The organism is Streptomyces sp. NPDC047000, assembly GCF_040644295.1.
GTDB lineage: Bacteria > Actinomycetota > Actinomycetes > Streptomycetales > Streptomycetaceae > Streptomyces.
The window spans coordinates 26,276-46,322 of sequence record NZ_JBEYWE010000036.1 but is presented as its reverse complement, the minus strand read 5'-3'; the positions used below and the strand labels follow the sequence as shown (position 1 = coordinate 46,322).

The window sequence follows — 20,047 nt, the reverse complement described above, 5'->3', positions numbered from 1 at the left end:
CAACTCCCGGCCGCCGCGCCGTGTATAGCCCACCGGCCATAGGGCCTGCCGAGAGGGCCATAAGCGCCGGCTATGGCGCTCCGTCTCCGCGCTGGCCCTGTCCCGACCGGCCCTCCACGCTTGTCGTGACGAGGCGGCCCCGTCGGGCGAGCACCTCGCCTTCCGCGGTCCGTGATGTCATGAGCGTATGGAAATCCGAACAATGCGGGCGTTCGTCGCGGTGGTCGAGGAGCAGGGCCTGTCGGCGGCCGCGCGGCGGCTGCACATCAGCCAGCCGGCCCTGTCCCAGACCATGGGCGCCCTGGAGCGCGAGTTCGGTGTGAAGCTGTTGACCCGCAGCACCACCGGCGTACGGGCCACGGAGGCCGGTCTCGCTCTGCTCACCGAGGCACGCGCCGTACTGGTGCGGTACGACCAGGCGCTGGCGGCCATGGAAGCACGCTCGGCGGCAGCGGCGACCACCTTGCGTCTCGGGATTCCCGTGGAACTGCCGGCCGATCTGCTGTCGAGGGCGCTCCTCGACCTCGCCACGGCCTATCCCGGCACCCGCGTCCAGGCGCAACACCTGTCCACCGCCGACCAGCTGGTGGCCCTGCACAGGAACGAGCTCGACCTCGGCCTGCTGCGAAGCCGCCCACTGGACAAGGATTTCGACGCGATGCTCGTCGTAGAGGAGCCGCTGGGCGCCCTGCTCGTGGCGGACCGCGCCACCGGGCCGGCCGGACCGCAGGGCATCCGTCTGGAGGCCCTGACGGGACTGGACTGGGTCGGCTTCCCCCGTTCCGGCAGTCCTGCCTGGTACGACGAGGTCGCCGCCATCCTGCGCAACCACGGCATCGATCCCGGCCCTGTGGTGAACGACGGGCCGCTGATCGCCGACGTCAAGCTCGCCTCGGTCAGCGGCGGCCAGGCCTTCACCCTCGTCCCCGCGGGCTGGTCCCAGCCCCTGCCCGACATCGTGGGCTGGTTCCCGCTGGTGGGCGATCCCATCGTCCGCCGCACCTGGGCCGTGTGGAAGGCCGACTCCCACCGACGCGACCTCGGCCACCTCATCGCCGCCCTCGACCGGCCCGCCGCGCGACAGCCTCGGTGAGCCATTCGGAACCCTGTTGTCCAACAATGACTCGGCCTGAGCACCACAACCTGTGAGTGGGGGACGTTTTTCTGCAGGATTCTTGTCCACAGAAGTCGGTGGTGTTACGTTCCCATCAAAGCTTGTCGGACAATCCCGGTGCCGTACGGTGTCGCCGGGACCGCCTTGCCCGAAGGATCCGGCCGTCCCAGGCGCTCCTTCCGGGGCAACGATCACTCCATCGGCACCAGTTCACTGGACCGTCACACACCAATGCCACCACCGGCACGAGCGCACGGCCCCCGCTTCGTCTCTTCGCGGTGAGGGAGCCGAGGAGACAGCCATGTCGACCAGCCAGCGCACCTTCCACCCGGAGGCACTCCGTCTCGACGACGTCACCCTGCAGTTCCCCGGCACTCATCGGCCGGCGATCGAGGGGGTGTCGTTCAAGGTCGATCGCGGCAAGGTCGTCGCCGTGATCGGGCCCAGCGGGTGCGGGAAGAGCACCATCCTCAACCTGGCCGCCGGACTGCTCACTCCCACCCGGGGCGAGGTCCACTACGCCGGCCGGCGCGTCATCACCGTCAACTCCGATGCCGCCTACGTGACGCAGCACTCGCATCTGCTGCCCTGGCTGAGCGTCAAGGCCAACATCGGTCTGGCGCTCAAGTTCCGCAAGGTTCCCAGGGACGAACGCGAGGAGCGCGTCGCCCACTGGGTCGACCTGGTCGGCCTGAACGGCTTCGAGAACCACTTCCCCCGGGAGCTGTCCGGCGGCATGCAGAAGCGCTGCGCCATCGCCCGGGCGCTGATCTACCACCCCTCCATCGTGCTGATGGACGAGCCGTTCGGGCCGCTGGACGCCATCACCCGGCTGGAGCTCCAGCAGGAACTGCTCAACATCTGGCGTGAGCAGAACGGGACCCTCATCTTCGTCACGCACGATCTCAACGAGGCCATCTACCTGGCCGACGAGGTCGTGGTGATGTCGAAGGGCCCGGGCACGGTCCGCCGTATCATCCCGGTTCCCTTCGAGCGCCCGCGCCAGATCGGCTCGCTCGTCGAGTCCCACGAGTTCTCGGAGCTCTACAACGACCTCTGGGGGCTCTTCGCCGCCGAGCGGAAGTCCGCCGCGTAGCGGGCGAGGCGCCGGCCACGCCGAGCGACCTACTGCGGAGGCCCGTCGCTCACCTGGGCGCGTGAGTCAGGCACCGGCCGTCGTCCGCCCGCGCCGCAAAGTCGCCGTGCCTTCGAGCCGTCGCACCTCGAGTCGTCACATCCCCACATCGCCAAGTCGCCATGCCGCCATGTCGTCGTGCCTTCTCACAGGCCCCCGAGACGTCATGTCCGCCGCCGAGTGAGGTTCACAGATTTGATACCGATCAAGGAAGAGATCACCGTACCGAGTCCGCCCCCACGCGTCTGGGAGGTCATCTCGGACCCCTCGGCCGTCGTGTCGTGCATCGGCGGCGCGGAGCTCGGGCCGTCGCACGACGACGGGTCCTTCGACGGGACCCTGGCCGTCAGATTCGGCGGTCTGCGGGTCAGGTTCGCCGCCCGGGTCGCCCTGGACCTCGAGGAACCGGCACGTGAGGGCCGGCTGACCGCCCGGGGCGCGGACGGGCAGGGCGCCACCCGCTTCAGTGCCGGCGCCACCTTCCGGGTCACCGAGGGGGACACCCCCGGCGCCTCCAGGGTGTTCTGCGACGGTGAGATCAAGCTCAACGGCAAGCTGGCCAAGCTGATCGAGTCGGGCGCCGGGATGGTCGTCTCCCGGATGACGGCCGAGTTCACCGACGAACTGGTCAAGGCCTGCGCCGCACCCTCCCAGCCGGTCGCGGCAGCCGCCGCCGAGCCGATCGGGCCGGCAGCCGCCGAACCGCACGCAGCGGTGCCCGCCGGCATCCGCACGGCCGCACCCCGCCCCCGCGGCCTGCTCGCCCGCCTGCGCGCCTGGTGGGCGGGGCGGCGCAGGCGCGGCGGACCGGCGCCGCAGACGGCGCCGCCCTCCATGAACACCTCCGGTGAAGCACTCGGCCAAGGGAGCCCGCGATGACGACGTCCAGGCTCAACAAGGTGATCGGCGCGCTGGAGGCGGGAGAGCACGTCTTCGCGACCTTCTCGGCGGCCGATCCCACGTCCGCGACCGAGCTGAGCAACTCGGCCTACGACGCCGTGGTGTTCGAGATGGAGCACAAGCCCTGGGACATCAACGCCCTGAAGGACAGCTTCCAGTACCTGCTGAACCGGCGTCGGATCTTCGAGGCGGACAGTCTCGCGCCGGCTGTCACCCCTCTGGTGCGCATCCCCGCCAACGGAGCGGAGAAGGCGCAGTGGCACGCCAAGCAGGCACTCGACCTCGGCGCGTTCGGTGTCGTCTGGCCGCACGTCTCCACGGTGGAGGAGGCCCGCAACGCGGTCGCCGCCTGCCGCTACCCGCGGCTGCCCGACGCTCCGCTCTACGAGCCCGCCGGCCTGCGCGGTGACGGGCCGCACGCGGCGACGCGCTATTGGGGCATCCCGAACATCGAGTACTACTCCAGGGCCGATGTGTGGCCGCTCGCCCCGGACGGAGAGATCCTCGTCGGCCTCATGATCGAGGACCAGCTCGGCATCAGGAACCTGCCGGACATCCTGGACCAGGTGCCGGGGATCGGGCTGATCCTGATCGGCGAGGGCGACATGAGCCAGGAACTGGGCTTCCCCCGCCAGTACGAGCATCCGAGGGTGCTGGAGTGCAAGCGGCTGATCCTCGACATCTGCGGTGAGCGCGGGGTCGCCGTGGGCCACCCCCATGTCACGGCCGACAACGTCAAGCAGGTGCTCGACGACGGATACCGCTTCCTGATGTCGGCGCCGGTGCGCTCCCACCCCGGCCTGGACAAGGCCCGCGAGCTGACCGGTCGCGGCTGACGGCACACGCACCGCGCCCCGGGCGCACCCACGCCACCACCGCTACGCAAGTCTCGGAGCATTTCATGATCATCGACTGCCATGGTCACTTCACCACGGCGCCCCCCGCGCTGGGCAAGTGGCGGGAGAGGCAGATCCAGGCGTTCGAGGAGTCGGGCGCCCGCGTCTCGCCCGACGAACTCCGCATCAGCGACGACGAGATCCGCGACGCCATCGAGAACGGGCAGCTGAAGCTGCAGACGGAGCGGGGCACGGACCTGACGCTCTTCTCGCCGGGCGCCGGCAAGATGGCCCACCACTACGGTGACGAGCGCACCAGCCTCGACTGGTCGCGCGTCAGCAACGACCTGATCGCCCGGGTGTGCGGCCTCTTCCCGGAGCGGTTCGTGGGCGTGTGCCAGCTCCCCCAGTCCGCTGGTGAGGCGCTCGCCGCCTCCGTGCGCAACTCGGTGAGCGAACTGGAGCGCTGCGTCGAGGAGCTGGGGTTCGTCGGCTGTCTCCTGAACCCTGACCCGTCGGACGGGTACTACCAGGCCCCGCCGCTGACCGACCGGGTCTACTACCCGCTCTACGAGAAGATGGTGGAGCTCGACGTCCCCGCGATGGTCCATGTCGCGATGTCGAGGAACCCCGCGCTGCAGGGCACCTGCGCCCACTATCTCGCCGGTGACACCGCGGCGTTCATGCAGCTGTGCGAGTCGGATCTGTTCAGGGACTTCCCGGCGCTGCGGCTGATCCTGCCGCACGGCGGCGGTGCCGTCCCGTACCACTGGGGCCGCTACCGGGGGATGATGCTGGACCGCGGCCGGCCGCCGCTGGAGGAGTCGGTCCTGCGCAACGTCTCCTTCGACACCTGCGTGTACCACCGGCGGGGCATGCAACTGCTGCTGGACGTCGTCCCGGCCCGCAACGTGCTGTTCGCCTCGGAGATGATCGGCGCCGTCCGCAGCGTGGACCCGGAGACCGGGCGCCGGTTCGACGACACCAAGTTCACCCTCGACTCCCTGACCGGCCTGAGCGACAGCGACCGGCAGGCGGTCTACGGAGGCAACGCGCTGCGGGTCTTCGCACGGCTCGACGGTGTCCTGAAGGCACGGGCGACGGCCGCGGCGGACGTGAAGGAGTCCCAGAGGTGAAGGTCTACGAAGCGCTGGCCGAGGCGTTCGTCCGGGAGGGCACCAGCGATGTCTTCGGCATGATGGGCGACGCCAACATGCACTGGATGGCCGCGCTCGCCGACCGCGGTGTGCGGTTGTACGAGGTGCGGCACGAGGGCTCCGGCCTCGGCATGGCGGACGGCTGGGCGCGCGGCGCGGGCAGGCCCGGTGTGGTCACCACGACCAGCGGTCCCGGGGTCTCCCAGCTGGCCACCTCGATGATCGTGGCGAGCCGGGCGGGTACTCCGCTCGTCGCCTTCTGCGGTGAGACGGTACTGGGTGACGAGGGTGCCACCCAGTACCTCGACCAGCGGCGCTTCGCCGCCGCGATCGAGTGCGAGTTCATCCGCGTCACCCGGCCCGAGAACGCCCAGGAGGCCGTACGCCAGGCCTTCTACCTGGCCCGTACGGAGTCCAGGCCGGTCATGATCAGCGCGCCCTTCGACGTCCAGATGGCCGAACTGGACGACTACGACGAGGACTACGTCCCCTCCACGGCCCTGATCCGCACGCCGCGGCTGCTGCCGGACCCGGCGGGCATCGACGCCGCCTGCGACCTCGTCCGCAACGCCAAGCGCGTGGTCGTCATCGCGGGGCGGGGCGCGCGCAAGGCGGACGCCGGCGAGCAGATCCTCGCCCTGCAGAAGCAGACCGGCGCACTGCTGGCCACCACCCTCCAGGCGAAGAACTGGCTGTGCGACCGCACCGACTTCCACGTCGGCCTATCGGGCCTGTTCGGCGACAAGGCGTCGATGGAACTGCTCCAGGAGGCCGACTGCGTCATCGCGGTGGGCGCCAGCCTGAACCATTACACCATCGAGAGCGGCTACCTCTATCCCGAGGCCAAGTACATCCAGATCGACACCGCTGCGCACCTGGTGATGGGAAACGGCAGGACGGCGGACTGCTATCTGCAGGCCGACGCGGTCACCGCGCTCACCGAACTGACCCGGGCCCTGCGGGAACGGTCCGTCCGGCCGGAGGGCTTCCACACCGACGCCGTCCGGCAGCACCTGACCGACCGCCTGCACCCGCAGGCGGAGTACGTGCGCGAGCCCGGACGGCTCGACCCGCGCGAGGCGATCTGGATCCTCGACCACGAACTCCCGGGCGAGATGGGCCTGGTGCTCGGCAGCGGACACCAGACCGACTTCGGCACCATGCTCTTCCAACGCTCCCGTGACGTGCTCTCCAACTACGGCATGTTCGGCGCCATCGGCCAGGCCCCGCTGATCGCGATGGGCCAGATGATCGCGCAGGGCAACAGGCCCGGATTCGTGGTCGAGGGCGACGCCAGCTTCCTCATGCACCTGTCCGAGTTCGAGACGGCGTGCCGCTACGGCGTCCCGCTGCTGGTCGTCGTGATGAACGACCAGGGCCTGGGCGCCGAGTACCACAAGGCGAGGGCGAAGGGCCTGGACCCGGAGCTCGCGACCATCCCCACACCCGAACTGGGCACCGTGGCACAGGCGCTGGGCGGCGGCGGAGCCACCGTCCGCACCCCGCAGGAGCTGCGCGACGCCCTGACCGAGTACGTGCGCACCCCGCGGCCGACCGTCATCGACGTCCGCATCACCCGCGCGGTGCTGAGCACCCCGTACCGGCGCATCCAGTACGGCGAGGACGTGTGAGCGGCATGAGCAGGAAGCACCCGGCACCGCCGCTGACCGTCCTGCTGGGCGACCACCCGCACACCCGGCCGCTGAAGGACGGGACGGTCCCGGTGGACGGAACCGTCTGCCGCTTCCCGGAGTCCTCGCCCCTGCCCCCGGCCTTCGCCCGCATGGTCCGTGACCTGGCCTACGACATCTGCGAGATGCCGATGGCCACCTACCTCCAGGCCCGCGACGCCGGCATCCCGCTGACGCTGCTGCCGGTGGTGCTGGTGGGAAGCACCCACCACCGCTCCCTGACCCGGCTGCCCGAGGACCCGGTGATCGGCCCCCGGGACCTGGTGGGCCGGCGGGTGGGGGTCCGCGCGTACGGCCAGACGACCGGTCTGTGGGTGCGCGGCTGGCTCCGCGAGGAGTACGGGGTCGAGTCCTCCGACGTCACCTGGGTGACCACCGAGGACGTCCATGTCGCCCAGTACGTCAACCCCCCGTACGTGGAGCGGTCGGCGGCCGGGCGGGTCGGGGACCTGCTGCGTTCCCACGACGTCTCGGCCGCGGTGCTGGGGCCGAAGGCGATCGGCGGGCAGGGCGCGGGGCTGGTCCCGCTCGTGGCGGACGCCGAGGGGGCCGGGGAGGCGTGGATCGGGCGGCACGGCACGATCCCGGCGAACCACCTGCTGGTGGTGCGCGACGACGTCGTGCGGGACCGCCCCGACGCGGTGCGCGCCGTCTACCGGGCCCTGGAGAAGGCGATCGCGGACACCGCGGACCGGCGTGACGGCTCGCCCGCCGGACGCGCGGTCACCGCCGGATGGAGCACGGCGCTCACCGCCTGTCTGGAGATCGCCGCACGCTACGCGCAGGAACAGGACCTGATCCGTGAACCCGTGGACGGCACGGCGATCGAGCAGGCGACGGCCTTCCTCGACGCATGAGAAGGCGCGACGGCCCTTCCCGGCGCAGCAGAAGACGCAACTGCCTTCCGCGGCACGGGAGAAGGCGATCGGCACGGGGGCGCCGCCCGGCGGCGCACCCTTCCAGGAACATCGAGAGAGGAGCAACGGTGGGAGAACCGGCAGGGCTGCGCAAGCGGGGCAATCCGCCCACTCGCAAGCCCGAGACATGGACGCCCGACCTGCTCGAGAAGGTCGCCTGGCGGGTCGAGGCGGCAAAGGAGCCCTTCCGCGGCGTGGCCACGTCCGACGGCATCCGGCCGGGACTGTTCCCGCTGCGCTCCACCGGCGCGGACGTCCGCCCGGTGTACCGGGCGGCGGAGGACTATCTGGCGGGCCTGACGGAGAAGCAGCTCGCCGAGGGCCGCTTCCCGATGGACGACGTGAGCTGGCGCCACTGGAACAACGGCGCCCGGTACTTCCTGCGCCACGGCATGCTGCTGGAGGACTTCGACGACGCGCAACGCGAACGGGCCCTGGCCGTCATCCGCGAGAGCCTCAGCGCGGACGGGTACCGCCAGGCGGTCGACCTGATGCACCTCAACCTCACCGTCGGCGAACTGAGCGGCAACACGGACGGCCTCAACGAGTGGCTGTACTGGTTCTCCCTCTACGGCGAGCCGGAGAACGGCGGCCCGTGGGGCTGGCAGCTCGACGGACACCACGTCAACATCAACTGCGTCTTCGTCGGGGACCAGATGGTCCTCACGCCCTCCTTCCTCGGCGCCGAGCCGGTGATCGCCGGGTCCGGCACCTACGCGGGGACCGTGGCCTTCCGCGCCGAGGAAGCCCTCGGGCACGAGCTGTTCACCCAGCTCGACCGGCGGCAGCGGGAAGAGGCCGTCATCGCGGACACAATGCCGGCGCAGCTGTTCGTCGGGGCCTTCCGGGACAACTTCGAACTCGACCACCAGGGGCTGCGGCTGAGCGACATGGCGCCCGGCCAGCGGGACACGGCACTGCGCCTGCTCGGGCTCTATGTGAACCGGGCCGGCGACCACCACGCCCGGGTGCGCATGGAGGAGGTACGGGCCCACGAGGGCGACACGCACTTCGCCTGGGTCGGCGATCCCGACGGCACCTTCTACTACCGCTTCCACAGCCCGGTGATCCTCGTCGAGTTCGAGCACATGCCCGGCGTGCTCTTCGACAACGACTACCACTCGCGCCGGCACATCCACACCGTCGTGCGCACCCCCAACGGCAACGACTTCGGTGTCGACCTGCTGCGCCGGCACCACGAACGGCACCACCGGCAGCGTCCGGCCGACCCGGACGGGCAGGCCTGACAACCGCCGCCTTCCGGCCCAGGACGCCGGTTTCCTGCAAGAGGAGAGAGACATGAAGTTGGTGCTCGGCCGTGACGACCTCGCGGCAGCCGCGCTGTCGGCGGCCCGCGAGGCGGGTGCGGAGCCGGAGCGGATCGGTGTCAAGCCGGTACACAAGGCCTCCCGCGGTTTTGTGAACGCGTCGGACACGGACCTGTGCGAGCTGGCGATCGTGACCGTGCTGCAGGCCGTCGCCCACGGCAGGCCGGTGCTGCTGCTGCCCGTCACCACCCTCGGACGCCACCAGCACCAGACCCTGGTGACCCTCGGCGGCCTCTCGGTCGCCGACGTGGAGGGACACAGCGTCGGCGTGCGCGCCTGGAGCCAGACCACCGGCGTGTGGGTGCGCGGGTTCCTCACCGAGCAGTACGGCATCGACCTGCGCAAGGCCGACTGGACGACGTACGAGGGCCACCACGTGGACGGCGCCGAGGACCCGTCCTGGGTGACGCGGGCGCCGGAGGGCACCAAGCTGCCGGAGGACTTCCTGGCGGGCCGCGTCGACTTCGGGATCATGGGCAACGAGCTGCCCTCCGACGACCGTGTCCGCACCGCCGTCGACAACGCCCACGAGGTCGCCGAACAGTGGTCGAGGGACCAGGGGTTCGTCCCGGTCAACCACGTGGTCGGCGTGTCCGGGGCGGCCGCCGTGGAGCACGGCGCCGCCGTCCTCGCCGCGTACGACGCGATGCGGTCGGTGCTCACCGCCCAGGAGGAGGGCGGCCCGGTCCCCCTGCACCCGGTGGGCTTCGAGGGGCTGCGCGCCGCGTTCACCAAGGCCGCCGCCTACGCGCTGGAGCAGGACGTCATCCCCCGGGCGGTGGACTACGACGAACTCGTCGAACGGACCTGCACGGCCCTGGGCGTGGCACCGTCCCGGCTCGGCGGCTGAAGGCCCCGGCACGGACGGTCCCCCTCACGACACACGAGCAAGAGGACAAGGCATGGACAAGCTCACAGTGGTTCTCGGCGACTACCCGCACGCCGGGCCCCTGCTGGACGGCGACGTGACGATCGACGGTCACCTGGTCGAACCGGTCGAGGTCAGACCGGTCATCGGCGCCTACCGGAGGATGATCCGGGACCTGGAGTTCGATGTCTGCGAACTGGCACCGGTGTCCTATCTGATGGCACGCCAGGAAGGCATCGCGCTCACCGCAGTCCCGGTGTTCCTCAACCGGCGCTTCCACCACGGCGACGTGCAGTGCGCCGTCCACTCCGGCATCCGCGTGCCCCGGGACCTGGAGGGACGCCGGGTGGGTGTGCGCGCCTACTCGGTCAGCACCGGCGTATGGGTGCGTGGCGTGCTGCGCGAGGAGTACGGCGTGGACATCGACGGCATCACCTGGGTGGTCGACGACGACGACCACGTCGAGGGCCATGTCCCCGCCGGTGTCGAACGGGTCACCGACGGCCGCTCGCTGGGCGGGCTGCTGCGCGCCGGGGAGATCGACGCAGCGCTGACCGGCAACGCCGGGACAGGACGGGCGGGCGCGCCGAGGGCCGGCTGGACCGCGGCGGCAGAACCGGAGGCCAAAGGCGACGACGGCCCCTACCCGCTCTTCCCGGAGGCCGGGACGCTCGCCGTGGACCACTACCTGCGCACCGGCGTCTACCCGCTGCACTCGGTGGTGGCCCTGCGCTCCGAACTCGTGGAACGCGACCCCGGCCTGCCGACCAGGCTGTACGCGGCGTTCGCCGAGAGCAAGCGCCGTCACCTCGTCGCACGGCCCGAGTGGTCGGCGGTGCCCCGGCTGGCCCGCCAGGGACGGCAGATCGGAGGAGACCCGGTCCCCTACGGCATCACGGCCAACGCGCCCAGCCTCCACGCGATGGTGCGCTTCGCCAAGGACCAGGGACTGCTCGACCCGGAGTTCTCCGCCGACCTGCCCTCGCTGTTCGCCGCGGGCGACTACCCGGACGCCTGAGCCGCGGCCCGGACAGCACACACCGAAGACAAGGGAGCACCCGACGTGGACATCGTCGACGCACACTGCCACATCATCTCCGAGGACCTGGCCCGTTACCCGAAGGCACCGATCGGCGGGAAGCAGTCGGAGTGGGCCGCGACCCGGCCCGTGACCGCCGAGGGCATGATCAGCCGCATGGACGACGCCGGCATAGCCCAGGCCGTCCTGGTGCAGGCCACCACGAACTACGGCTACGACAACTCCTACGTCCTCGACAGCAGCCGGCACCGCCCGGACCGCTTCGTCGCCGTCGGCACCGTCGACCCGCTGCGCCCGGACGCCGCCGCCTCCCTCAAGGCAGCGGCCGGAGAGGGCGGCCTGGCCGGAGTACGGCTGTTCACCAGCGGCAGCACTGTGCCCACCCAGGGCGAATGGTTCGTCGCCCCGGAGACGTTCCCCTTCTGGGAGCAGGCCGGGGAACTGGACCTGCCGGTCTGCCTCCAGATGCGTCTTGGCCCGGCCACCAGGCAACTGGTGGAGCTGCTGCAGCGGTTCCCGGGCGTGACGGTGCTCCTCGACCACATCGGCTACCCCGACATCGCCGCCTCGCCCGCCCGGGCCGGCGCCGAGGTCGCGGAGCTCGGTGTGCACCCGGGCCTGCACCTCAAGCTCACCCACCGCAACCTGGAGCGGCTGCGGGACGCCGAAGACCGGGCGGGCGACTTCCTCGGGCCGGTCGTCGAGGCGTTCGGCGCGGGGCGGATCGCCTGGGGGTCGAACCTGCCCGCCGCCGAGCAGTCCCTGCCCGAACTCCGCGCCCTGGCCGAGGAGATCCTCGCCGGTCTGCCGGAGCAGGACCGCCAGGAGATCTTCGCCGGTACGGCCCGGCGCCTGTACCCGGAGCTCGTGCGGGCCTGACGGCCCGTCCGCAGTTCCCCGCTGCCCTCCGGGCCCGGCCGCACGCCGGCCCTGTCCGCCACGGCAGTTCGTCCTCTCCGAGCAGACCTACAAGGTGATCATGGTGGATTCCAACGGTTTCGACGACGACACGGGCCGGACCCTGCTGACCCGGCAGAGCCAGGCCTACGAAGGGCTGCGCTCGCTGCTGCTCTCGGGCAGCGTCGAACCGGGCACCCGGCTCACCGAGGCCGACCTGACCCGGATGTTCAGCGTCTCGCGCAGCACCATGCGGGCCGTCCTGGTCCGGCTGGCCCAGGAGGGCTACGTCACCAGTGAGGTCAACCGCGGAGTACGCACCCGCAGCTTCTCGGTCCAGGAGGCCGCGGACATCCTGGAGGCCCGCGAGACGCTGGAGTCCGCGCTGGCGGGCAAGGCCGCGGAACGGGCCACGGAGGACGAGATCCGCGAGCTGCGCACCACGCTGGAGGTGATGGAGGACTGCAAGTCCCGCGGGGACGCGACCGGTTACTCCCGGGGCAACCGGCGTTTCCACCAGCAGGTGAAGGAGGCCGCGCACCAGCAGACCCTCGCACGGGCGTACGACACCCTGCTGTACCCGCTGGTGATGCGCCAGTACCGCAACCTGTCCGCGCCGCACCCGCGCACCGGGTCGCTGGAGGAGCACCAGGCCATCCTCCTGGCCGTCATCACCCGCAACCCCCCGGCGGCCGTCGCCGCCATGCTCCACCACGTCGCCTCCGCCCGCCGGGCCCTGCTGCTGCAGGCACACCGGGAGCGCACCGCCTCGGCACCGGACGCCTGAGGATGCCGTCCGGTTCTCCGCGCCCCGGAGACTCCGCGCCGCCGTCGGCCGCCACGGCCCCGGTCCGGGCCACCGGCCCGGCCGGCCGTCGAACCGTCCCGCACCGACCGGAAGGAGAAACCGTGCGCCAGCCGGTGATGACCGAAGCGGGACCGGTCAGGGGCATACCTGGGCGCGACCGGTCGATCACCGTCTTCCGCGGTATCCCCTACGCGGCCCCTCCGGTCGGCGACCTGCGCTGGCGGCCGCCGCGACCCCCGTTGCCGTGGGCCGGGGTGCACGAGGCCGTCAGGTTCGGCCCGGTGTGCCCGCAGGTGCCGGGGTCCGAGCTGAACGGCGACGACCTGCCGATGAGTGAGGACTGCCTGCGCCTGAGCGTCTGGACCGGGGCGGATCCCGCGGACGGACACCTGCGTCCGGTGCTGGTCTGGATCCACGGCGGCGGCTTCCGCGTCGGCACGGGTGCCAGTCCGCGTTTCGACGGTGAGGCCCTGGCCCGCAGAGGCGTCGTGGTCGTCACCTTCAACTACCGTCTGGGCGCCTTCGGCTTCCTTGCGACACCCGAACTCAGCGAGGAGTCCGGACACCGTGCCTCCGGCAACTACGGGCTGCTCGACCAGATCGCGGTGCTGAGGTGGGTGCGGCGCAACATCGTCCGTTTCGGCGGGGATCCCGGCCGGGTCACGATCGCGGGGCAGTCGGCCGGCGCCGGATCGGTGAACTTCCTGAGCATGTCGCCCCTGGCCAAGGGCCTCTTCCACCGGGCCGTCGCGCAGAGCCACGCGCGCCACTCCCGCGACCCCGACCTGCGGTACCTGGGCACGTCCTACCGGACTCCGGCCGACGCCGAGGCCGCCGGAGCCCGCTACGCGGCGGAGCGCGGGGCACGGACCCTGGCCCGGCTGAGGTCGCTGCCCTGGCAGAAGCTCGTGGAGGGGGACGCCTCCGCGGTCGACAGCGCCGTCGAGACGGGCGGCCCGGCCAGGCCGCCGCTGTTCCGTCCGGTCGTGGACGGCTGGGTGCTTCCGTACGGCTACGAGGAGACCTACGCCAAGGGGCTGCAGAACGACGTCTGGTACCTGGCCGGGAACAACCTCGACGAGAGCGGGGCGGTGCCCGCGAGCGCCTTCGCGGAGTACCGGGCGCTCGGGAGGAAGGCATGGCGGCCTGGCGCGCCGCCGGTCCACCTGACGCGGAAGGACCATGTCGAGACCTCCCGGCTCAAGTTCGGGGCGATGGCCGACGAGTTCCTGCGGCTCTACCCCGCCGGCACGGACGACGAGGCCGCGCACGCCCATTGCGCCGCGGTGCGGGACAATGCCAGGATCTCGACCTGGCTGTGGGCGAAGGACTGGTCCGCCCACGCGGGCCGGCCGGTGTACACGTACTTCTGGACCTACGCCGCCCCGGTGGGACAGAGCTCCCGGCGTGCCGCGCACGGCTCCGATATCGACTTCGTGTGGGACAACCTCCACCCCGATCACGCCGAGTGGACCCCCGAGGACCGCGACGTCGCGGAGACGATGAGCGGCTACTGGGCCAACTTCGCGGCCACCGGTGACCCCAACGGTCCGGGCCTGCCGCACTGGCCCGCATGGTCACCCGAGACCCCGACCGTCATGGAGGTCGGCGCGGGCTTCGGCCCGATCCCTCTGGCGGATCCGCCCCGGCTCGACTTCTGGAAACGCTTCTTCCTTACTCAGCAAGCTTGGTGACAGGAGACCGCTCATGACGCACGACATCCCGACCCCTCCTACGGCTCGCAGAGCGGTCCGGCTGCGGCCCGGCGGGAGCAGCCGGTTCCTTGCCCACGCCTCGGCCGCGATGCTCGCCCCGGCGCTGCTCACCGCCTGCGGCAGTGGCGCCGGCACCACCACGACCTCCGACGGCCTCGTCCAGGTCACGGTCGGTGGCGGAGGCAGCATCTTCGACACGCCGCTGCAGGTGGCCGAGGCCAACGGGTACTTCCGCGGGCAGGGCCTGAAGATCAAGTTCGTGACGCTGACCGCGGCCACCGGCCCTTCGGCCCTGCAGTCCGGTTCGGTGCAGTTCTTCGACAGCAGCCCCACCGGGTTCGTGTCCGCCCTGGCCAAGGGGCTTCCGCAGATCGCCGTCTCCGCCGACGGCCTGGGCAACCCGCTCGGGCTGGTCGTCAGCAAGAAGTTCGCCGCCTCCCACAAGCTGACCGCGAAGAGCTCCGCCGCCCAGGTGGCCAAAGCGCTGTCCGGGTCGACCGGCGGTGCCAGCTCCGCCAACACCAAGGCCGAGGCCGGCATCTTCCTCCGCAAGTATGGCGTCGATCCCGGCAAGAAGGTGAAGTGGGTGTCGCTGCCGAGCCCGGCCGCGGACAAGGCCGCCATGAACAGCGGCCAGATCGACTGGTTCGTCACCTCGGAGCCGATCCCGCTGCAGATCCAGGACGACGGGGACGGCGTCGTGGTCGCCGACCCGTTCAAGGTACCCGAGTGGGCCGCCGAACAGGCCGGCTACGGACAGCTCTTGGTCACCCAGAAGAGTTACGCCAACGCCCACCCCGACGTGGTCAAGAAGTTCGCCACAGCGGTGCAGCAGGCAACGGCCTACATGGACGAGCACCTCAAGGACAGTAGTGACCGGACGGTGCTGAAGGCGGCGCAGAAGTCGCTCAAGGGCGTGCCCGACAGTGTCGTGCAGGCCAGCCTCCAGCAGGTCGACTGGCCGGTGAGCGGCTCGATGGACGCCGCCGGATGGAAGAAGACCATGGCGTTCCTCGACAGTCTGGGCACCCTGCCCGCAGGCGCCGAGGTCACCACCGACAACTGGACGAACAAGTACCTGCCGTGAGACGGCCGGGTGCCGCACCGGCGAACCGAAAGGAGCAGACAATGGCGACTGCTACCAACAGTGCAGAAAGCAGGACCGAGGTGAAGGTGCCCCGGACCGAGAAGGTCAGGAGCACTGCGTGGCGGGGTACCGCATTGGTGGTGGTGCTGCGCCTCGTGGTGATTGCCCTGACGCTCGTCCTCTGGCAGGTGATGAGCGGTCCGGTCCTGCCGGAGTACGCGGTCAGCAAGCCGACCGACGTGTCCCACGCGCTGTGGAAGCTGCTCGGCTCGTCGGCCGGCTGGACCGACATCAGGACGACGGCCTTCGAGATCGTGGCCGGGTTCGGGATCGGTGTGGCGGCGGGCACCGTGATGGGCCTGGTACTGGGCTCGGTACCGCTCGCAGGCCGGGTGTTCGAGCCGCTGATCGCGGCCGTCAACGGTATTCCCAAGATCGCTCTCGCACCGCTCTTCCTGTTGTTCTTCGGCATCGGCCCCCTGTCGAAGATCACGATCGCGGCGACGGGCGTGGCCTTCGTGGTCTTCTACAACGTCTACCTCGGCCTGCGGCTGCGGGACCGCGAACTCGTGGAGATCGTCCAGGTGATGGGCGGACGACGGCACCACGTGCTCAGCTACGTGACGCTTCCCACCCTGGCCGCGCCCTTCTTCGCGGCGCTCAAGACGGGCGGCCCGCTGGCGATCCTGGGCGTGATCGGCGGTGAGTTCATCGCCTCCACCGACGGCATCGGCCACGAACTGTTCACCGCGGCCACCAACCTCGACGCGCCGACCGAGTTCGCGGGCCTGATCATCCTGGTGGCGATGACGCTCATCCTCAACGGGATCCTCACCGGGCTGGACACCCTCGCCCTGAAGCGTCTCGGCCTGGGTGACCGACGGGCGAGGGGCAAGGGCAACTGAGCAGCGCCCCGGGCCGGACCGTCCCGTCCGGCCCCCACCCGGTAAGAGACGGAGCCCCGTGCGGGAGTCGCGGCCGACAACCCGGTCCCGGACCGGTGATCCCGGCCCCGGTGACCGGGCCCGCACCCGCGGTGGGACGGGTACGCCGATGACCGCGCACCGGCACGGGCCGTTCCCCACAAGCCGCCCCACGTCCCCGTCCGAAGGCCCCGCTGCCCTCGGCAGTTTCGCGTCACTCCGGATCAGGAACTACCGGCTGTTCGCGCTCGGACAGACCACGTCCGTGGTCGGCAACTGGATGCAGAACATCGCCGTCGGCTGGCTGACCCTGCAACTGACGCACAGCGGGACCGTCCTCGGCCTCATGACCGCCGCCCGGTACCTGCCCGTCCTGCTGCTGGGCGTCTGGGGCGGGCTGGTCGTGGACCGCCATGACACCCGCAGGCTGCTCACGGTCACTCAGGTCTGCTTCGCCGTCCAGGCCGCGGTGCTCACCCTCCTGAGCTGGGCCCGGCTGATGACGCTGCCCCTGCTGGTCCTGCTCATGCTGGTGACCGGTCTCACCAACGTCTTCGACAGCCCCGCCCGGCAGAGCCTGATCAGCGAACTCGTCGACCGTGAGCACCTGGCCAACGCGATCGCCGTCAACTCCACCTGCATCAACACCGCGAAGCTCATCGGCCCGGGTCTGGCCGGTGTCGTCATCGCGGCGCTCGGGGTGACACCCTGCTTCGCCCTGGACACCGTCTCGTTCCTGGCTGTCATCGTCAGCCTGCTGATGCTACGGACGGCGGAGATGTGTCCGGCGGAGCGCGAGGTGCGGGCAGGTGGCCAGATCCGCGCCGCCGTCGCCTACGTCTGCCGCACCACCGAGCTGCTCCACGCCATGGTCATGGTGTATGTGACGGGCATTCTCACCTGGGAGTTCCCCGTCAGTCTGCCGCTGCTGACCACGTCGACCTTCCGCCTGGGCCCCGCGGGCTACGGTGCGGCGATGGCGGTGATGAGCGCCGGTGCGGTGCTGGGAGGTCTGGTCGCGGTGCGCCGCCATCGGTTCAGCACCCGCTCCCTGTCGTTGTCGGCGGTGATCTGGGGCGCGCTGATCGCCGTGGCGGCCCTGGCACCGACGCCCGCGGTGGCACTGGTCGCCCTGGTGTTCGTCGGCTCGGCCTCCATCACCTTCAACTCCTCGGCCAAGACGCTGCTGCAGCTGCGAGCCGCGCCGCAGATGCGCGGGCGGGTGCTGTCGATCTGGTCGATCGGCTGGCTGGGCGGCACGGTCGTCGGCGCGCCCGCCGTCGGGGCCGTCGGCGCCGCCTGGGGAGCCCGCGCCGCGCTCCTCGTCGGCGGTCTCGCCGCCACAGGCGTGGGTGTGCTGGTCCTGGCGCTGTCAGCGGTCGGCCGGCCTGTCCGGCAGTGATGAGCCGGCCCCCTGGGCCCCCGCCCGTGGGCTGCCAGCACCCCGAGGGGCGGACCGGGCCGCGCGGCGGGCAGGGGCCAGGGCTGTGAGGCGGGCGCCGGGTCAGCGCTCGGTCGTGCCGTCGCTCCGGTAGGAGCGGCGGATCGCGTCGGCGGCCTTGTCGGTCTGCGCGTCGTACCTGTCGCCCGTCCGCTCGTCGATCAGCCGCTCGGCGCCCTCGACGCCCTGGCCGGGGTGCTGACAACTGGCGGCGACCGCAAGACTGACGCCAACGACGCCCGTCACGTCGCCCAAGTCGCTCTCTTCCGCCACGACTTGAGGGTCGTTGAAGCCGAGGACCAGACCACGGTCCTGCGGCTGTTGACCGAGCGGCATGACGACCTGGTCCACGAGCGCACCCGCGTTCTGAACCGGCTTCACGCCGTGCTGCGAGACCTGCTGCCCGGCGGCGCCCCAACCGGCCTGTCCGCCGACAAGGCCGCGGCCGCCATGAAGGCCGTCCGGCCCGTGACCTACACCGACGCCTGCCGCCGGGACATAGCCCGTGACCTGCTGGGCGACCTGCACCGACTGGACCGGCAGGTCAAAGACAACGAGGCCGAGATGCGCGATGTCCTCGCGGTGGCCCGCACTACGCTGACCACCCTGCCGGGCCTGGGCACCGTGCTGGCCGCCAAGGTCATCGGCCACGTCGGCGACGTCAGCCGCTTCCCCACCGAGCACCACTTCGCCAGCTACACCGGCAGCGCGCCCTTGGATGCCTCCAGCGGCAACAACGTCCGCCACCGCCTCAACACCGGCGGCAACCGCGCGCTGAACTCCGTCCTCCACATCATCGCCGTCTGCCAGATCCGCGACGGGGGACGGGGACAGGAGTACTACCTGCGCAAGATCGCGGAAGGGAAGACCCCGGCGGAGGCCCGCCGGGCCCTGAAACGACGCCTGTCCAACGTGGTCTACCGGATCATGAAACGAGATCAACGGACCCACCTCGCTCAAGCCGCTTGACACACAGAGGCGCTATCAGGTCACGTCCGTCCGGCGGCAGCGCTTGCTGCGTGCCCGGCCGGGCGGTCGACAGATCAACGCCAGGACACCCGCAGGGTCAGTCGTAAGCAAGAGTCAGACCGACACGGCCGGGACCACCCGATCCTTGCGGGATCCGGCACGAAGAGACTGACAGTCGTAGCTCGAGCCGACGCTGCCCATGTTCCTGCGGATGCCGTACCTGCCGCAGACCTGGGCGAACGCGGCCGAGGTGTACTGCGATCCGCGGTCCGCGTGGAAGATCACTCCGGTGACGTCGCCGCCGCGGGCCGCGACCGCCGCCTCGAGCACGTCGATGACAAGCTCGGCCCGCATGTACGGGGCCGTCGAGTAGCTGAGCACCCGGCGCGACCGGATGTCAATGACGCAGGCGAGGTAGAGCCACGCGACTCCGACCTGCACGTATGTGATGTCGCCGCACCACTTCTCGTCCGGTGCGCCGGCAGTGAAGTCCCGCTGGACCAGGTCCGCCACCGGCGGCGCGAGGCGGCCCGGGATCGTGGTGCGCTTCTTCTTCCGCAGGTGACGGCCGACGATTTGGTGCTTGCGCATCAGCCTGACCACCCGCTCGCGGTTGACCGTGTGACCGAAGCCGCGCAGTTCGGCATGGACTCGAAGCACGCCATAGTTCCCGCGGTGTTCGGCATGGATCTCGCGGATCTCCTTGCCCAGAGCGTCCTTCTCGGACTGCCGCTCCGTCCGCGCCCTGGCGCCGGCGATCCACCGGTGGTAGCCCGAGCGGGAGACCTCCAGCACCCGACATATCCGCTTGATGCCGAACATCTCGGCATGGGCGGAGACGAAGCCCCAAGCGGCGGTGTTCACTTCGTCTCCCGGGCAAAATACGCCGCTGCCCGACACGGGATCTCCCGCTCCGGATGCCATTCCTTCTCCGCCCCGGCAAGCCGGGCGTTCTCCGCCCGCAGCCGGGCCGGCTCGGCCTCGGTGTCCTGCGACGCGCCGGCGACGACAGGACGACCGTCGGCATCACGCACCCAGGTCCGCAACATCTCGGGGTCGACGTTCAGATCGGCCGCGACGTCCTTGAACGTCCGCCTGCCGGCCGAGGCCCGCCACAACGCGATCGCGTCGGACCGGAACTCCGCACTGCACTTCGAGGGCCGTGCCACGTGGATCTACACCTTCCAGGATCAACAGGATCCATTGTCAGGTGTGTCCACAC

20 protein-coding genes are annotated in these 20,047 nt (G+C 70.7%); 17 read left to right on the top strand and 3 right to left on the bottom strand.

The genetic code is table 11. The features are described from left to right. Positions 1 to 187 precede the first annotated feature (187 nt). From ABZ862_RS34655 to ABZ862_RS34580, 16 genes are all read left to right on the top strand, one after another. Positions 188 to 1,093 (top strand): LysR family transcriptional regulator, encoded by a 906-nt coding sequence (locus ABZ862_RS34655; RefSeq protein ID WP_360967271.1) that lies wholly within the window; start codon positions 188 to 190, stop codon positions 1,091 to 1,093. Between the two features lie 322 nt (positions 1,094 to 1,415). Then, a complete protein-coding gene (locus tag ABZ862_RS34650) occupies positions 1,416 to 2,210 on the top strand; it encodes an ABC transporter ATP-binding protein (RefSeq protein ID WP_360967269.1) in 795 nt (264 codons plus the stop codon). Between the two features lie 234 nt (positions 2,211 to 2,444). After that, the gene (locus ABZ862_RS34645) at positions 2,445 to 3,128 is read left to right on the top strand and encodes an SRPBCC domain-containing protein (RefSeq protein ID WP_360967266.1); all 684 of its coding nucleotides are present in this window, start codon (positions 2,445 to 2,447) and stop codon (positions 3,126 to 3,128) included. Then, positions 3,125 to 3,985, top strand: coding sequence for an aldolase/citrate lyase family protein (locus tag ABZ862_RS34640; RefSeq protein WP_360967263.1), 861 nt, complete (start codon positions 3,125 to 3,127; stop codon positions 3,983 to 3,985). Before ABZ862_RS34645 ends, ABZ862_RS34640 begins: the two co-directional genes overlap by 4 nt. A gap of 65 nt (positions 3,986 to 4,050) precedes the next feature. Beyond that, positions 4,051 to 5,121, top strand: coding sequence for an amidohydrolase family protein (locus ABZ862_RS34635; RefSeq protein WP_360967260.1), 1,071 nt, complete (start codon positions 4,051 to 4,053; stop codon positions 5,119 to 5,121). Next, positions 5,118 to 6,773: a thiamine pyrophosphate-binding protein gene (locus ABZ862_RS34630; protein ID WP_360967257.1), complete on the top strand. Its 1,656-nt coding sequence runs from the start codon at positions 5,118 to 5,120 to the stop codon at positions 6,771 to 6,773. Before ABZ862_RS34635 ends, ABZ862_RS34630 begins: the two co-directional genes overlap by 4 nt. 5 nt (positions 6,774 to 6,778) lie before the next feature. Further along, complete coding sequence (locus ABZ862_RS34625) at positions 6,779 to 7,690, top strand: hypothetical protein (protein ID WP_360967254.1); 912 nt, start codon at positions 6,779 to 6,781, stop codon at positions 7,688 to 7,690. A 128-nt stretch (positions 7,691 to 7,818) separates the two neighbouring features. Beyond that, the gene (locus ABZ862_RS34620) at positions 7,819 to 8,997 is read left to right on the top strand and encodes a DUF3500 domain-containing protein (RefSeq protein ID WP_360967251.1); all 1,179 of its coding nucleotides are present in this window, start codon (positions 7,819 to 7,821) and stop codon (positions 8,995 to 8,997) included. A 52-nt stretch (positions 8,998 to 9,049) separates the two neighbouring features. Beyond that, positions 9,050 to 9,928 (top strand): hypothetical protein, encoded by an 879-nt coding sequence (locus tag ABZ862_RS34615; RefSeq protein WP_360967249.1) that lies wholly within the window; start codon positions 9,050 to 9,052, stop codon positions 9,926 to 9,928. Between the two features lie 52 nt (positions 9,929 to 9,980). Then, positions 9,981 to 10,964 (top strand): 4,5-dihydroxyphthalate decarboxylase, encoded by a 984-nt coding sequence (locus ABZ862_RS34610; RefSeq protein WP_360967246.1) that lies wholly within the window; start codon positions 9,981 to 9,983, stop codon positions 10,962 to 10,964. A 45-nt stretch (positions 10,965 to 11,009) separates the two neighbouring features. Beyond that, positions 11,010 to 11,864, top strand: coding sequence for an amidohydrolase family protein (locus ABZ862_RS34605; protein ID WP_360967243.1), 855 nt, complete (start codon positions 11,010 to 11,012; stop codon positions 11,862 to 11,864). Positions 11,865 to 11,964: 100 nt separating this feature from the next. After that, the gene (locus ABZ862_RS34600) at positions 11,965 to 12,669 is read left to right on the top strand and encodes a GntR family transcriptional regulator (protein WP_360967239.1); all 705 of its coding nucleotides are present in this window, start codon (positions 11,965 to 11,967) and stop codon (positions 12,667 to 12,669) included. A 122-nt stretch (positions 12,670 to 12,791) separates the two neighbouring features. Next, entirely contained in the window at positions 12,792 to 14,384 is a 1,593-nt protein-coding gene (locus ABZ862_RS34595; RefSeq protein ID WP_360967236.1) for a carboxylesterase family protein, read from the top strand. Positions 14,385 to 14,397: 13 nt separating this feature from the next. Continuing rightward, positions 14,398 to 15,492 (top strand): ABC transporter substrate-binding protein, encoded by a 1,095-nt coding sequence (locus ABZ862_RS34590; protein WP_360967233.1) that lies wholly within the window; start codon positions 14,398 to 14,400, stop codon positions 15,490 to 15,492. A 41-nt stretch (positions 15,493 to 15,533) separates the two neighbouring features. Then, a complete protein-coding gene (locus tag ABZ862_RS34585; RefSeq protein ID WP_360967230.1) occupies positions 15,534 to 16,397 on the top strand; it encodes an ABC transporter permease in 864 nt (287 codons plus the stop codon). 148 nt (positions 16,398 to 16,545) lie between these two features. Beyond that, on the top strand, positions 16,546 to 17,817 hold the full coding sequence (locus ABZ862_RS34580) for an MFS transporter (protein WP_360967227.1): 1,272 nt from the start codon (positions 16,546 to 16,548) through the stop codon (positions 17,815 to 17,817). Between the two features lie 102 nt (positions 17,818 to 17,919). On the opposite strand, the gene ABZ862_RS34575 is transcribed toward ABZ862_RS34580, so the two are convergent. Continuing rightward, the gene (locus ABZ862_RS34575; protein ID WP_360967225.1) at positions 17,920 to 18,102 is read right to left on the bottom strand and encodes an antitoxin; all 183 of its coding nucleotides are present in this window, start codon (positions 18,100 to 18,102) and stop codon (positions 17,920 to 17,922) included. Here ABZ862_RS34575 and ABZ862_RS34570 point away from each other — a divergent pair. Continuing rightward, positions 18,052 to 18,825: an IS110 family transposase gene (locus ABZ862_RS34570; RefSeq protein ID WP_360967222.1), complete on the top strand. Its 774-nt coding sequence runs from the start codon at positions 18,052 to 18,054 to the stop codon at positions 18,823 to 18,825. The two genes, ABZ862_RS34575 and ABZ862_RS34570, sit on opposite strands and share 51 nt — an antisense overlap. Before the next feature lie 114 nt (positions 18,826 to 18,939). On the opposite strand, the gene ABZ862_RS34565 is transcribed toward ABZ862_RS34570, so the two are convergent. Beyond that, the gene (locus ABZ862_RS34565; RefSeq protein WP_360967219.1) at positions 18,940 to 19,725 is read right to left on the bottom strand and encodes an IS3 family transposase; all 786 of its coding nucleotides are present in this window, start codon (positions 19,723 to 19,725) and stop codon (positions 18,940 to 18,942) included. After that, on the bottom strand, positions 19,686 to 19,994 hold the full coding sequence (locus tag ABZ862_RS34560; RefSeq protein ID WP_360967216.1) for a transposase: 309 nt from the start codon (positions 19,992 to 19,994) through the stop codon (positions 19,686 to 19,688). Before ABZ862_RS34560 ends, ABZ862_RS34565 begins: the two co-directional genes overlap by 40 nt. Between the last annotated feature and the right edge of the window lie 53 nt (positions 19,995 to 20,047).

Coding starts and splice junctions, on each gene's coding strand:
- ABZ862_RS34640 (WP_360967263.1), top strand. CDS start 3,125: ATGACGACGTCCAGGCTCAACAAGGTGATCGGCGCGCTGGAGGCGGGA.
- ABZ862_RS34655 (WP_360967271.1), top strand. CDS start 188: ATGGAAATCCGAACAATGCGGGCGTTCGTCGCGGTGGTCGAGGAGCAG.
- ABZ862_RS34600 (WP_360967239.1), top strand. CDS start 11,965: ATGGTGGATTCCAACGGTTTCGACGACGACACGGGCCGGACCCTGCTG.
- ABZ862_RS34590 (WP_360967233.1), top strand. CDS start 14,398: ATGACGCACGACATCCCGACCCCTCCTACGGCTCGCAGAGCGGTCCGG.
- ABZ862_RS34650 (WP_360967269.1), top strand. CDS start 1,416: ATGTCGACCAGCCAGCGCACCTTCCACCCGGAGGCACTCCGTCTCGAC.
- ABZ862_RS34585 (WP_360967230.1), top strand. CDS start 15,534: ATGGCGACTGCTACCAACAGTGCAGAAAGCAGGACCGAGGTGAAGGTG.
- ABZ862_RS34580 (WP_360967227.1), top strand. CDS start 16,546: ATGACCGCGCACCGGCACGGGCCGTTCCCCACAAGCCGCCCCACGTCC.
- ABZ862_RS34610 (WP_360967246.1), top strand. CDS start 9,981: ATGGACAAGCTCACAGTGGTTCTCGGCGACTACCCGCACGCCGGGCCC.
- ABZ862_RS34615 (WP_360967249.1), top strand. CDS start 9,050: ATGAAGTTGGTGCTCGGCCGTGACGACCTCGCGGCAGCCGCGCTGTCG.
- ABZ862_RS34635 (WP_360967260.1), top strand. CDS start 4,051: ATGATCATCGACTGCCATGGTCACTTCACCACGGCGCCCCCCGCGCTG.
- ABZ862_RS34625 (WP_360967254.1), top strand. CDS start 6,779: ATGAGCAGGAAGCACCCGGCACCGCCGCTGACCGTCCTGCTGGGCGAC.